Below are 13,188 nucleotides of genomic sequence, written 5' to 3' on the forward strand. Positions count from 1 at the left end.
CCGAGAGTGTCAAGTTAAGTGTGTAAGTTTTTTACTTTTATTAAAATCGGTGGTCGCATGACCACCGATTTTTGCGGTAAAAAATGGTGTCAGTAATCTTATCTAAAAGGTAGCTCCGCTTCGATTTTACTCATGAGCTTTTTATCAAGTATATAGCCTGATTCATTGGGGATAGGCTCTGATTCCAGAATAGAATCGTCATCCCAGCCATAATAACTAAGAGCAAATTTACGAGCTTCATCAGGTGACATATCCTTAGTGTGAATACGGATGTATTCTTCGTCTCGGTATACTTCAAGAAATGGGATTGGAACGCCACCGTCATACCATCCACCGGAACTGTTCTCATAAACACTATGACCATCTTTTACCCATTCTCGGACAGCACGCTGCTCCTTCTTGGTCATAGGGGTATTTTGGATATAATCTTTATACTGTTCTTCAAGCAGTGTTCTAGTTTCTTCTGGAAGATATCTGTTAAATCGCATACAGTGGTGCTCCTTCTTTGATCAGTATTTTTCGTATTTCAGGATCCGGGCTTGCATAGATGTGTCCATGGCAAGCTGATTCCTTACAATAGCCCAGTTAGGCACTGGTCGACCATTCCACTTTTTATAAAGCTCTGTGATACGAAGATAAAGGGCCTTAAGCACAGCATCCTCGCTAGGAAATGCACCTTTTTTGGTTACTTTTCTAAGGCTTGAATTTATTGCCTCAATGGGGTTAGTTGTGTACATCACCTTTCTTACAGCACTGCCATAATTGAAGAGTTGCTCAACATGTTTCCAGTTTCTTGTCCATACATCGACCGCTCCGGGATACTTGCTCCAGTTCTGTTTGAAGCGTTCAAATTCAGCCACAGCAGCTTTGAGACTGGATGCACCGTATACTTTTTTAAGCTGTGAGGTATAAGCTTTGTAATCCTTTGATGGGATATATCTTATGGAGTTGCGGATCAGATGTACAATACAGCGTTGAACGACTACATCCTTGAAGATTGATTTTGCACCTTCTTCAAGCCCGGAAACACCATCCATGCTTATGAAGAGAATATCTTCAACACCACGGGCTTTGATTTCATCAAATATCTGCATCCAGTAATGTTTTCCTTCGGATTCTCCAATCCATATCCCCAGGATGTCTTTTATGCCATTTGAATCATACCCAAGGATAACATAAACTGCACAGCTTTTGGTCTCCATCTCCTTGCGAATATCTACATATAGACAGTCTACAAAAATGAATGGATAGAACCTCTTAAGCGGTCTGCTTTGCCATTCCTTGGCCTTTTCAATGACCTGATCAGTGATGTTGGATATCATTTCTGCAGATATTTCAAATCCATAAATATCCTCAATGGTATCTGCTATATCACGCTGGCTCATTCCTTTAGCATACATAGCAATGACTTTGTCTTCAATACCGCTGACATCTCTTGTACGCTTTGGTACAACCTGGGGCTCAAATGAACCGTCACGATCTCTAGGTGACTGGATTTCAATATCGCCCATGGAAGTCTTCAGCGTCTTTGAAGTATAACCATTTCGACGGTTGGTAGTTGGTTTATATCCATGATCATTAGATTCATATCCTAAATGAGAATCCATTTCTCCCTGAAGCATAGCTTCAAACATAGGACCAAATATTTCCTTGATTGCATCTTGCATCTCTTGGGCGTTTGTAGGCTGATAATTGTCAATGATAGCCTGTGCAATAGCCCTTCCTGCTTCACTTCTCTTGTTCTTTCTTGGTGCCATAAGTTCTGTACTCATTCCTTTCATCCTTTCTTTTAATGTACCGCACCCTATAAACTAAATAAAGTGCGTAAGTTAATGTTTTTTAACTTACACACTTTATTTTACACTCCCGTGAAGCCAGGAATTTTACCCTCTTATCACTCATCTATTTCCACCGCTTTCTCATCATCATACTCAGCCTTATGCATTATCTGAATATCAAAGGGATCAACATGGATTCCCACTCTTGAATCCACAGGAACGCAGTCCGTGGAATGAACAACGAATTCAAAGCCCCTTGCCATTACGCACATTTCATAGTGAACACCCTTAAAGATAACATCGGTGACGATGCCCTCGATGGTTCCCTTTTCAGGCTCTGTAAGGTCAATGTCCTCAGGTCTTATAACCACGTCCACAGGATTGTTTTCACCAAAGCCGGTATCAACGCAGTCAAACCTTGCCCCTAGAATCTCCACTAGCTTATCCTTTATCATGATTCCGGAAAGGATGTTTGAATCTCCTATAAAGTCAGCAACAAAAGTATTTTGCGGCTCATTATAGATATCAGTCGGTGTACCTATCTGCTGGATGTATCCCTGATTCATAACAACTATTGTATCGGACATGGTAAGGGCTTCTTCCTGATCATGGGTTACATACACAAAGGTTATGCCAAGCTCATTTTTAAGCCTTATAAGCTCATATTGCATGTCCTGCCTGAGTTTAAGGTCAAGAGCTCCAAGGGGCTCGTCCAGCAAAAGTACCTTGGGCTCATTTACAATTGCCCTTGCTATTGCTATTCTCTGCTGCTGTCCGCCTGACAGGGAATCAGGCATTCTGTCGCCGAAGCCGTCCATATTTACAAGCTTCAATGCGTATTTGATCTTGTCATTTATATATGACTGGGATTTCTTTTTGATTTTAAGACCAAATGCAATATTCTCTGCTATGGTCATATGTGGAAATAGGGCATACTTCTGGAAAACAGTATTTACTTCCCTCTTATTGGCAGGAAGAGATGTGATATCTTTTCCCTGAAACATAACGGCGCCGGAATCCGGTGTCTCAAACCCTCCGATTATCCTTAGGGTAGTGGTTTTTCCGCAGCCTGAGGGTCCAAGAAGCGTCAAAAACTCATTCTCTCTGATATAGAGATTCAGATCGTCCAGTATTTTCTGGCTTCCGTAGGATTTTGTGATGTGCTGAAGATCGATGAGTTTATTCTGCATTTTTATCTCCTCATATGTTAATTCTGCTTTATAGCCCATCTCATTTTGGTGGACTTACTTCTGGGATTTAGTCTACATTCCTCCTTGGAAGGACGGATTACATCACTTGAAACATCGCTGTAAATTCCCTGCTTTTTGAGCTCCTTAAAGGATTTTTTCACAAGCCTGTCCTCACCTGAATGGAAGGTAAGGATTGCCACGCGGCCGCCGGGATTAAGGATATCCGGCAGCTTTTCAAGAAATGAATAAAGAACCTCAAACTCGCTGTTAACATCTATTCTAAGGGCCTGAAAAACTCTTGCACAGGATTTCTTTATGGCCTGCTCCTTCTCATCCTTTGGAACCTTCCACAGAGCGGACTCTATTGCTTCCCTAAGCTCTGTTGTGGTATCCATGGGCTTTCCCTTACTCATAAGCAAAAAGACCTTGTCCGCGATCTCCTTTGCATAGGGCTCATCGGAGTTTTCTATCATCATTCCAATGAATTCTTCCTTTGTTATGTTGTGAAGCCTCTCAGCTGCCGACTCTCCATGATCAGGATCAAGCCTCAGATCAAGAGGTCCGTCTATTTTATAAGAAAAACCTCTCTTTGGATCATCTATCTGCATGGATGATACTCCAAGATCAGCCAGAACAAAATCAAATTTTCCTGCTTCTTTCGCCACTTCATCTATATTTGCAAAATTGATGAGTCTGAACTTAAAAACATCCTCACCAAAGCCTGCTGCCCGGAGTCTTTCTGTTGTCTTTTTGGATTCAATAGGGTCAACATCAAGGCCGTATATGCATCCGCTCCCCTGAAGCTTTTCCAGCATTTTAGAGGTATGTCCTCCATATCCAAGGGTGCAGTCAAGACCCTTTTGTCCCGGCTTGATATCAAGAAAATCCAGGATTTCCTTCACCATAATGGATATGTGCATACCTGCAGGTGTGGAGCCCTTGGCAATAACACGAGCCACAGTATCTGCATATTTTTCAGGGTTTTGCTCCTTATATTTTTCCTCAAACTTCTTAGGGTATTTCCCTGAATAATGGACTCTTCTCTTATGTACCTTTTCTTCTTTTTCCTTATCTTTATCCAATACAATTCCCCTTACTGTTTCATTCTTTCTTTATGCGATATAGTTCCCTTTATATCTTCAGTTTCTTTTCCAGCAAAATCCGGAGCCTTCGCTAATTTCTGCATTACCGATTAGAGCTTCTTCTCCATCAGATCAAATCTTCCCTTTCGCCAATCCGCAAATCCTCTGGACTCATATCCGTGATGGCGATATAAGCGCTGGGCAAATGGGTTCTTTGTGAAGGTATCAAGTCGTACCGCATCGTAGCCCATTTCCTTAATCTGATTTTCTATATGTGTAAGCACTGTTTTTCCTACACCTTTATTCTGCATCATGGGTGAAACGCAGAATCTGTGTAAAACATAATAAGAATCGCCAAAAAGCCAATTTGCATTATTATATTGCTCATCACTCTCATTACTGATTACATAAAAAGCCGCCAGCTTATCGCCTTCATAGGCAACAAAAAGATTTTTATTATTTATATCCTCTTCAAAATCTGATCTTGCAGGGTAGATTTCATCCCATTGATAAATATCATGCTTTTCCATTTCAACTATTGCATCTTTTATAAGCAGGCAAATTCCGTCCAAATCCTGCATAGTCCCCAACCTGTATTTCATAATTTCTCTCCTCTTTTATCTTACTCCTCGTCTATCTTTACTGCTTCCGTCTCAACCCACGTAGGCCTGAAGCCACAATTAACAGCGATATTCCGGAACCACATCAATTCCTACCTGTTAGAAATTCTCTTGCATATAATAAATATCCCCATTTTTCATAATATCATTTTCCACTCATTTTTTAATCGTTCCAAGTTCCACGCAGCGTTTGCAGGACTTGTCGATGGAAGGCAAATGGCATCACGCTGTATAAGAGGCTTCGTGTACTTCTGATAATATTTGTAAGCTGTTTTTCCATTCACATAAATATTTCTAATATCTGCTGTTTCCAGGATAATACTAAGATCATTGGGAACAACATTCTTTATACTGGCATCCGATGAACCCGTTATATCACAGGATTTAATAACGTCCCACACAGCAATATTGTGCCTGAGCAAAAAAGCTCTTTTCTCTTCAATTGTCTCCGGCTGATCATCTTCGAATATTACTGCCATAAGCTTCCAAAAACGATTCTGTGGATGCCCATAAAAAAAGCAGACCTCCCTTGATTTCACAGAAGGAAAACTCCCAAGAATCAACACCTTTGAATTCTCATCATAAACCGGTGGTATAGGATGTATTATCATTTTTTCTTCCACATTATTTTTATTTCAAAATTTTAGGATGCACATTCTTCTTTTGCATTTGCTTTATCTTCACTAACAACCGGTGGTTTCCACGGTTTTGGTGTAAGAAGGGTAGTCTTTCCTATATCCGGAAGTACATCATAAATTGAGCATCCCATTCGTTCCTCGAATTTTTCTTTTAAATCAAAAGCTATCTCCCAGCCCTTGATATAGCTTTCCACAATTCCGTAGCGTCTTGTGACGTCTACAAATCTTTTCTCCAAAATAACAAAGCCATAATCCGTGGCAAGAGAATCACAAAGCTGTATGAGTCTGTCATAGTCATCAGCTTCAGTATTCATGATATATTCTTTGATAGCCTTTTCGTGTTCTGCCTCAGGCTCATAGTCTAAGAACTCGTCTTTCATATGAAGATACGAATGAGTCATACATATCCTGGCCGCTTCATCCCAGCCTTTTTCCATGCAGTATTTATAACCCTCATATACATGGGTTGGAATATCAACAAATCCGAATTTAACTCTTCTGCCTATATCGTGCAAAAGCCCCACAATATACGCTTTTTCTGAATCCATACCGGGAATTTTCTCAGCAATATTCCTGGCTGCTATTCCGGTATTGATTGAGTGCTTAACCCATGGTCCCGGATTACGCTCCTCTGCTATCTTTAATTCCTGCAATGCCACTTCTGCTGTCGGTAACATACCTTCTCCTCCAAATATAGTGTGATTCACAATTTATAACGCATAAATTTCAGAAATCCCCCTCTAAACCCTGTTATTTCATCCTATCACAAAAGAGAATCTTACGTATGATATTTGTGTGATATTGGGGCTGATAATATAACATCGTAGTCAAGAAAACTACGAACACTTATGAATGGCGACTCTGACGCAAAGACATTTACGTCCATGCTGGTAGTAGAAGCCAAAAAAGCCATCAAGGACACCAAGGAAAAAGAAAGAGCCATGGGTACAGCAAATTTGGAGAAGGTTGTCGAATTTGGCGAGACTGATCTTTTACAGACAAAGCTTAACGCCAAAAGAAATGCTGCAAAGTCCCAAAACATTGATATAGCATTCACCGATGCGCCTGTTTTTAACAATAAGAATGATGTAGCTATTGCAATGTAATAAAAAGTGGCAGGGGTGCTGGCAAATCAAAAATAAACCACGCCTTATAAACATAATAGTGCGTACTAGTTAACGTTTTTTAGCTTGTGCGCACTATTTTCATTATTAGCGGTATGATTATAGCTGCTGCCTCCTGCCATTTACGGAATCTGTCACAAGCTGCGTCAGATATGCTTTTCAAATTTTTACAATTCTACTTCATTAAGCCGCCGTGAAAATAGCACTCATATACTCTTAAATTGTTACAGCAAATCTCCTCATAACCCTGAAACCAGTGAAAATCCCCAGTGACGCTGCATTTATAGGTATACTCTCCTGATTTATAGTATTCTGGTCCTCTGTAAGGCATATTTCTATCTGCTTTTCTAAGTGATTCTTTTAAGAAATCCCCGCTGAAACGCTCATCAAGAACCCGCCCCAAATAGTTCATGGCATACTGTATTTTCCCATCCAGCCAAATGGCCTCTTCACCTGCAAATTGCTCGCCACCTACATACGTATCATGATATGTATATTGCCCATTACTATACGAAAAATCATGGGAATCATACCTTGTGGAAGTAGTCTCATTCATATATGCAGCATAGGTATTAACATTAGCTTCAAGTCTAAAGTCAATCAGCTTACTGATGTCACTCTCTTCCTTGGTATCAATACTTACCATGCATTCCTGATCCCGCACCAGATAATCCACCGTAACATTGAACAGATTGCTGATCTGAATGAGATTACTTATATCAGGGTACACCTGACCGGACTCCCATTTTGCAACAGCCTGCCTTGAAACATCCAGCTTTTCTGCAAGCTCCTCCTGAGTCATTCCTTTACTCTTACGAATCAATTGCAGTTTTTCAGAAAAAATCATATTCATCACCTCCACAATCAATGTACTCTCTGGAATAGGTAAAATACATTGATCATAGGTTGCGTTTTTGCTACTTTAGTTATACATTTATCTCTTTTAGCTTAGCTCAAGTAATGTCTGTCCGTCAGTAACTCGACCATTTTCCATCCATACTTATTCTTGATAAGACTTTCTGCATCCGGAATAGGAAGCTTCTGTAGAACCATGCGAATATCATCTTCAATTGATGAGAGGTATTTTATTCTATTTATTGTGTTTTTTGTCTCTACCTCTCCAAGCCTGATTTCATCCGCATCATCACTCACCCTACCCAGTGCGCGTTTGATATTGTATTCCAGCCATTCTATCCAGGTATATGCTATTCCAAATAATTCATCATAAGATCTGAATCCGTTGTCGTACGCACCAAGATAACCTTTGAAAAAAGCTTCCAGATTATCTTTATTGAATTTACCGTTTACAGTACCTGACCATTGCAAAGCCAGATCAAGACAAGATGATATTGGATTACTGTATCCCAGACACTCAAGATCGATTACATGGGGATTTCCTTCATGCCACATGATATTCTTAGGATCCATATCATCATTGCTGATCGCCCTCATGGCTGGAAGATTTTTCCGCGCTTCGTTTAACTTGTCCTGTGCATTTTTTAGAAGCTGCAAATTTGCTTCTAGAAGCGGCGCTATCATACTATCTTTAGCTATAACACTTTCTCCAGCTTCAACTCCTTCTTCAACTTTAGCTCTTTCTTTGGCTTTAGCTACTTCTTTACCTTTAGCCTTTGTGCACTCCAGTAATGCATCAAAATCAACCTCGCTTAATGAAGGTTCTTCCGGCGATATATTATTGGCCTCTATGGCATGAATTCTACCCAGTATCTCCCCGGCCTTATAGCACTGCTCCCCGGTAATCGCATCAAAATCCGTAATGCTTCCTTCCTGCCATGGAAAAACATAATAATACTTTCCATTTATTGATATCATCTTCTTTTCATCGCAGGATTTAATAGAAAGATCATCGAAAGATAAAGCTGCTACGATAGGAATTCCATTATCCTCTAATATACGCTCTAACCTCTCCGCTTCAGAATAATTCTTCAAGGCATCAGGTCTACCCATTATTTCAGGATTCAAACATTTCACAGCGTACGTACCGGTCGTTGTCTGCACTTTATACATCTTATGCATCAATCCTCCAGGCACCGGTGAAATCTCTCCTTCAATTGTCCCCAACCCGCATTGTTCTACCAATGCTCTTATATTTTCCATACTCAATCCTTAATGAACTGCTCTCATCGACTATGTGTCGTAAGTTTTTCTCACCAGCTATCCACAATGATTCTTATTCAAACCAGCTATTTACTGTAGCTATTTCCTGAATGTAACCTTCATCATCGTTTGGTGTCTCCAGAATAAACGGAAGCCCTTCAAATGCCGGATGCATTGCGAACCGTTTCATGGCTTCCATACCTATCATTCCCTGTCCCAGTTTCTCATGACGGTCCTTGTGTGAGCCGCACTCATTCTTACTGTCGTTGAAATGCACTGCCTTAAGCCTGTCCAGACCTATGATCCTGTCAAATTCACTCAGCACTCCATCAAGATCATTTACTATGTCATAGCCGGAATCCCAGGTATGACATGTATCAAAGCAGACTCCAAGCTTATCCTTACATTCCACCATGTCAATTATTTCTCTCAGTTCCTCAAAACTTCTCCCTACTTCAGATCCCTTACCGGCCATTGTCTCAAGCAGAACAGTGGTCTTCATATCAGAAAAAAGCGCTTTATTTAGCCCCTCAGCAATCTGCCTTATGCCAACCTCAGCTCCCTGTCCTGTATGAGAGCCGGGATGAAAGTTATAGTACTGCCCGGGTAGCGCTTCCATTTTTTCAAGATCTTTTACTAACATATCAAGACCATTTGCTCTGGTCTCCGGATTCGCTGAGCATAAATTCATGGTGTAACTGGCATGAGCAACCAGTTTACCAAATTTCTTTTTCTCCAAAATATCCATAAGAGCATTAACATCAGAAGGTACAATATCTTTTGACTTCCCACCTCTTGGATTCCTTGTAAACCATGCAAATGTATTTCCGCCAAAATCCACCATCTGATGCCCCATCGCCTCATATCCGTTTGTTACTGTCAGATGACATCCTATATAAATCATATTCTCATTCCTCTCACCTTTCACTCCATAATAACATAAAAAAGAGAAGCATCTCTGCTTCTCTCTTACTTCCGGCAACCGGAATCGAACTTTTAAGGATTCCGCAAAGCCGCAGAGAAAGGTGCTTCGCCACACCCGTCTCCATTATGGACCACTTTGTGGACCAATTTTATACTATTTTATAATATCTTCATCTAAAAGGAATTGCTCTATTCCAAGGTAGACAATTCCATTTTCATCCTGCCACGGCTTTAGATAATCCTTTACAACCACAATCTTGCTGAAAGAATCCGGTATCCGCTTTAAAGAAGCAATCTCCTGCTCTTTTTTCTCCGGATCCGCTATGGACAAGGCCGATTGTACATAGAATCTTTTTTCACCCTTATTAACAACAAAGTCCACCTCAAGTTGTTTCCGAACTTTCTTCCCATCTGGATCCTTCGTATTATATTCTACCACTCCGACATCAACATTCATGCCTCTTCTTATCAGGTCATTGTACAGCACGTTTTCCATAATGTGGGTTTCCTCCAGCTGTCTGAATCCCAGCCTTGCATTCCGAAGCCCAAGATCCGTGTAATAATACTTTGCCGGAGTCCCGATATACTTCCTGCCTTTTACGTCATATCTAACTGCCTTTTTAACCAGGAATGATTCTTCAAAATAACCGATATATTTTTCAATCGTTTCAGAGCCAATGGCAATTTGCCTCTCACTCTTAAAAATATTAGACAATTTTGTCGAATTGGTGAGGGAACCAATTCCCGATGCCAAAATGTCCAACAGAATAGACAGTACTTCCGCATTATTCTTTATTTCATGACGTTCCAAGACATCTTTAATATATGTCCTATCAAAAAGATCTTTCAGATAACGGCTCTTTTCTTCATGATTTTCAAGCGCAGTTGCAAGAGGCATGCCTCCGTAAGTGTAATAATCCTGCCATGCACCGCGTTTGTCGTCCTCATATTCATTATAGAATTCCGCAAAAGAAAGGGGATACACCCTTATCTCATCACCTCTGTCCATAAACTGCGTCAGGACATCGGAAGACAGCATTTTGGAATTACTTCCTGTCACATATACATCTGCATTTTTCATTTGCATAAAGCCGAGAACCACATCAATAAATGTTATCTTGGCATCTGGATTATCTACATAGGGATTTTGTATTTCGGAAACGAACTGAATCTCATCTATTAGGATATAATACGTTTTTCCATCTTCGGTCATATGTTCCCTGACGTATTTATCAAGTTCGATCGGATTACGATACTTTGCATTCTCCAACACATCCAATGCCAAAGCAATGATATGGTCCTCTTGAACGGCTTCACTTATAAGCCAATCACGGTATAACTGAAAAAGCAGAACAGACTTACCGCTTCTGCGAAGCCCGGTTATTATTTTTATCCGTCCATTGTCCTTCTTAGATATTATCTTGTTCAGATATTGTTCCCTAGGATACATGCGCAATCACCTCATGATTTTTTTGCGGATAACCGCATTTTTTTCATGCGCCGGTGTGATATACAAAAAAGCATCTTATACCCATACCTATCTGTTTTCTTCAAGGAGTTTTAATCCCTCATCCAGGTCATACCCAAGTATTTCCTGAATCTTCTGAAAATCATACTTCTTATGCAGATTATCAAGAACGGCTGCCGATTCCTTCTTGCCATGCTTACGAATGAACATTGCCATCGCTTTCACTGCATTTGCATCACTTCCATTTGAATAAAAGCCTATCATACAGCCTGCCAGATTATCACAATCATAACAGCCATCCAGGTCTTTTTCCTTACAGCACGCAGCATTGGGGCAAGTTCTGTCAGGACAGCAGGTCGCGTAGGAACAGGTATTATAGGATGTCCTACAACCGCCACACCATTCTTTCAAAAAGCAATGATTACAGGAAAGGCCACAGTATGCCACGGTATCTACGCCTTTCCTTACCTTACGACAAAGCTCGTTCTTAATCCGGCACATTGCTTCGATGTGCATGATCCAGTGTCTGGAGAAAGGCATCTGAATCAGTCCTTTAATATCCTTTCCGCACCAATAATCGATCAGCCAGAATGCATCTTCATCCTTACTAACCGTTCGTGTTTCGATTATCCTTTCCCTATCATCATCAGTAAACTTCCTCTTTAGGTCTTTGTATTGCAGATCTTTAAGCAGCTCATTTGTTGAATCCATCACTGTCCTGCAATAATCATACAAAGCTCTCACATCGAGTTTTGCAGAAAACTCCGCAATTTCCTCTCCCTTCAGTTCATTGCCGGTGGTAATGATAGGACTGTTTATCCTGCGAAGCCAATCATCCGCAAAGAGGATTTGATTGTCCTGTCGGATCAGTGTATGTGACACAATATCCTCAATCCGGAATATATGCCACAGGGAATACCCCAGAGTCTTGCTGTGATACCCCTTCGCTCCTACAAAAGGCATCAGGTAAAAGGCTTCTTTTGGGTATGTATTCACTATTGATGTTATCTGGCCAAAAAGATCCTCTCTTAGCTCAAGCAGTGTGATAATACCATCATCAAAGCTCTCTTTCTTTCCAATCAGAGATTGCATTTTCTTGTTTTTTTCTGACCATTCCTTATTCATATCGATTCACCCCTTCAGCAGTGCGTACATCTACACAGTAACCCTTATGAAAACATCCCACTTATATTATTAACCCTACCATGTAACACAAAAAAAGTCCTTACCCACACAGATAATAGCCTAAATTTTACTGAATCTATATGAAAACGAATCCTTTATTTTCTATACAAAAAAGAGCTGCAAACTCAGATAATATCTAAGTTTACAGCCATTTTATTACTGCCGGCGACCGGGATCGAACCGGTACGGGTATCGCTACCCACGGGATTTTAAGTCCCGGGCGTCTGCCAGTTCCGCCACGCCGGCTTATTTGCAAAAAGCCGCTTACATTAGCGGCTTTCTATAGTGGAGCTTCGGGGACTCGAACCCAGGACCGACCGGTTATGAGCCGGTTGCTCTAACCAACTGAGCTAAAGCTCCATAAAGATGACTCCGACGAGGCTCGAACTCGTGTTACCGCCGTGAAAGGGCGATGTCTTAACCACTTGACCACGGAGCCGTGTTTATACTGCTTCGCAGTATATATAAATAAGTGGGGCCTACAGGGCTCGAACCTGTGACCCTCTGCTTGTAAGGCAGATGCTCTCCCAGCTGAGCTAAGACCCCAAACTCCCCAAGTAGGACTCGAACCTACGACACTTCGGTTAACAGCCGAATGCTCTACCGACTGAGCTATTGAGGAATGCAAAGCCTCGCAATTTAAAGGCTTAACGATGATCTGCATGCTTGCATGCAAGGCATTGTTAAGATTTTAAATTATGTGGCGCAGCCACACACTTGGGATTGCGAAGCAATCGCAAGGGAGGATTTGCTTATTATAAAATCCGTACCTTCAAAACCGAACACTGAATTATTCCATCTTATTCCATATCATGTTCTATATTTGGAAGTTCTGCTCTCGGTCTTTCAGACCTCGCCAGAACAACACTCAAACTAGCTTCGGAAATACCTCAGCAAGTTTTCCTAGTTTGGACAAGCCCTCGACCTATTAGTACACATCAGCTGAACATGTTACCATGCTTACACCTTGTGCCTATCTACCTCATAGTCTCTAAGGGGTCTTACTCCACAAAGGAGGGATATCTCATCTTGAGGGGGGCTTCACGCTTAGATGCCTTCAG

General features: G+C 41.0%; 13 protein-coding genes, 5 tRNA genes and 1 rRNA gene. 1 reads left to right on the forward strand and 18 read right to left on the reverse strand.

Going from position 1 to position 13,188, the window contains the following annotated elements; translation table 11 throughout:
- Window positions 1-98 precede the first annotated feature (98 nt).
- The 7 genes from G608_RS0117250 to G608_RS0117285 all read right to left on the reverse strand — a co-directional run bounded on the left by G608_RS0117250 (window position 99) and on the right by G608_RS0117285 (window position 5,985).
- The gene (locus G608_RS0117250; protein WP_026496924.1) at window positions 99-488 is read right to left on the reverse strand and encodes a hypothetical protein; all 390 of its coding nucleotides are present in this window, start codon (window positions 486-488) and stop codon (window positions 99-101) included.
- 21 nt (window positions 489-509) lie between these two features.
- Complete coding sequence (locus G608_RS0117255; RefSeq protein WP_026496923.1) at window positions 510-1,757, reverse strand: IS256 family transposase; 1,248 nt, start codon at window positions 1,755-1,757, stop codon at window positions 510-512.
- A gap of 137 nt (window positions 1,758-1,894) precedes the next feature.
- Window positions 1,895-2,968 (reverse strand): ABC transporter ATP-binding protein, encoded by a 1,074-nt coding sequence (locus tag G608_RS0117260; RefSeq protein WP_026497049.1) that lies wholly within the window; start codon window positions 2,966-2,968, stop codon window positions 1,895-1,897.
- A gap of 17 nt (window positions 2,969-2,985) precedes the next feature.
- Window positions 2,986-4,050: a 16S rRNA (cytosine(1402)-N(4))-methyltransferase RsmH gene (rsmH, locus tag G608_RS0117265; RefSeq protein ID WP_026497050.1), complete on the reverse strand. Its 1,065-nt coding sequence runs from the start codon at window positions 4,048-4,050 to the stop codon at window positions 2,986-2,988.
- 110 nt (window positions 4,051-4,160) lie between these two features.
- Window positions 4,161-4,652, reverse strand: a complete 492-nt coding sequence (locus tag G608_RS0117275; RefSeq protein WP_026497051.1) for a GNAT family N-acetyltransferase — start codon at window positions 4,650-4,652, stop codon at window positions 4,161-4,163.
- Between the two features lie 155 nt (window positions 4,653-4,807).
- Entirely contained in the window at window positions 4,808-5,281 is a 474-nt protein-coding gene (locus G608_RS0117280; RefSeq protein WP_035796108.1) for a DNA-deoxyinosine glycosylase, read from the reverse strand.
- A 32-nt stretch (window positions 5,282-5,313) separates the two neighbouring features.
- A complete protein-coding gene (locus G608_RS0117285; RefSeq protein ID WP_026497053.1) occupies window positions 5,314-5,985 on the reverse strand; it encodes an HD domain-containing protein in 672 nt (223 codons plus the stop codon).
- A gap of 207 nt (window positions 5,986-6,192) precedes the next feature.
- On the opposite strand from G608_RS0117285, the gene G608_RS0117290 reads away from it, so the two are divergent.
- Window positions 6,193-6,414 (forward strand): hypothetical protein, encoded by a 222-nt coding sequence (locus G608_RS0117290; protein WP_196810235.1) that lies wholly within the window; start codon window positions 6,193-6,195, stop codon window positions 6,412-6,414.
- 193 nt (window positions 6,415-6,607) lie between these two features.
- Here G608_RS0117290 and G608_RS0117295 read toward each other — a convergent pair whose 3' ends face one another.
- The 11 genes from G608_RS0117295 to G608_RS0117350 form a co-directional block, all read right to left on the reverse strand.
- Window positions 6,608-7,279, reverse strand: a complete 672-nt coding sequence (locus G608_RS0117295; protein WP_026497055.1) for a DUF5680 domain-containing protein — start codon at window positions 7,277-7,279, stop codon at window positions 6,608-6,610.
- Between the two features lie 101 nt (window positions 7,280-7,380).
- Window positions 7,381-8,550, reverse strand: a complete 1,170-nt coding sequence (locus tag G608_RS0117300; protein WP_081677491.1) for a phosphotransferase enzyme family protein — start codon at window positions 8,548-8,550, stop codon at window positions 7,381-7,383.
- A 73-nt stretch (window positions 8,551-8,623) separates the two neighbouring features.
- Window positions 8,624-9,454, reverse strand: a complete 831-nt coding sequence (locus tag G608_RS0117305) for a deoxyribonuclease IV (RefSeq protein ID WP_026497057.1) — start codon at window positions 9,452-9,454, stop codon at window positions 8,624-8,626.
- A gap of 174 nt (window positions 9,455-9,628) precedes the next feature.
- Window positions 9,629-10,924: an ATP-binding protein gene (locus tag G608_RS0117315; protein WP_026497058.1), complete on the reverse strand. Its 1,296-nt coding sequence runs from the start codon at window positions 10,922-10,924 to the stop codon at window positions 9,629-9,631.
- 87 nt (window positions 10,925-11,011) lie between these two features.
- Window positions 11,012-12,067, reverse strand: coding sequence for a DUF3795 domain-containing protein (locus G608_RS24370; protein ID WP_081677492.1), 1,056 nt, complete (start codon window positions 12,065-12,067; stop codon window positions 11,012-11,014).
- Between the two features lie 220 nt (window positions 12,068-12,287).
- Window positions 12,288-12,373 (reverse strand) — tRNA-Leu (locus G608_RS0117325).
- 40 nt (window positions 12,374-12,413) lie between these two features.
- Window positions 12,414-12,487, reverse strand: a tRNA-Ile gene (locus G608_RS0117330).
- 7 nt (window positions 12,488-12,494) lie between these two features.
- Window positions 12,495-12,566: transfer RNA gene (locus tag G608_RS0117335), tRNA-Glu, on the reverse strand.
- A 34-nt stretch (window positions 12,567-12,600) separates the two neighbouring features.
- Window positions 12,601-12,673, reverse strand: a tRNA-Val gene (locus tag G608_RS0117340).
- A gap of 3 nt (window positions 12,674-12,676) precedes the next feature.
- Window positions 12,677-12,749: transfer RNA gene (locus G608_RS0117345), tRNA-Asn, on the reverse strand.
- Between the two features lie 286 nt (window positions 12,750-13,035).
- Window positions 13,036-13,188 (reverse strand): 23S ribosomal RNA (locus G608_RS0117350); the annotation flags it as partial.

Origin of the sequence: Butyrivibrio sp. WCD3002 (assembly GCF_000424265.1) — a bacterium.
Taxonomy (GTDB): domain Bacteria; phylum Bacillota; class Clostridia; order Lachnospirales; family Lachnospiraceae; genus Butyrivibrio.

Bases quoted from the DNA above. Each gene is read 5' to 3' on its own strand.
- G608_RS0117290 (WP_196810235.1), top strand. From the start codon at position 6,193: ATGCTGGTAGTAGAAGCCAAAAAAGCCATCAAGGACACCAAGGAAAAA.
- G608_RS0117285 (WP_026497053.1), bottom strand. From the start codon at position 5,985: ATGTTACCGACAGCAGAAGTGGCATTGCAGGAATTAAAGATAGCAGAG.
- G608_RS24370 (WP_081677492.1), bottom strand. From the start codon at position 12,067: ATGAATAAGGAATGGTCAGAAAAAAACAAGAAAATGCAATCTCTGATT.
- G608_RS0117250 (WP_026496924.1), bottom strand. From the start codon at position 488: ATGCGATTTAACAGATATCTTCCAGAAGAAACTAGAACACTGCTTGAA.
- G608_RS0117280 (WP_035796108.1), bottom strand. From the start codon at position 5,281: ATGATAATACATCCTATACCACCGGTTTATGATGAGAATTCAAAGGTG.
- G608_RS0117260 (WP_026497049.1), bottom strand. From the start codon at position 2,968: ATGCAGAATAAACTCATCGATCTTCAGCACATCACAAAATCCTACGGA.
- G608_RS0117275 (WP_026497051.1), bottom strand. From the start codon at position 4,652: ATGAAATACAGGTTGGGGACTATGCAGGATTTGGACGGAATTTGCCTG.
- G608_RS0117305 (WP_026497057.1), bottom strand. From the start codon at position 9,454: ATGATTTATATAGGATGTCATCTGACAGTAACAAACGGATATGAGGCG.
- G608_RS0117255 (WP_026496923.1), bottom strand. From the start codon at position 1,757: ATGGCACCAAGAAAGAACAAGAGAAGTGAAGCAGGAAGGGCTATTGCA.
- G608_RS0117315 (WP_026497058.1), bottom strand. From the start codon at position 10,924: ATGTATCCTAGGGAACAATATCTGAACAAGATAATATCTAAGAAGGAC.
- G608_RS0117300 (WP_081677491.1), bottom strand. From the start codon at position 8,550: ATGGAAAATATAAGAGCATTGGTAGAACAATGCGGGTTGGGGACAATT.
- G608_RS0117295 (WP_026497055.1), bottom strand. From the start codon at position 7,279: ATGATTTTTTCTGAAAAACTGCAATTGATTCGTAAGAGTAAAGGAATG.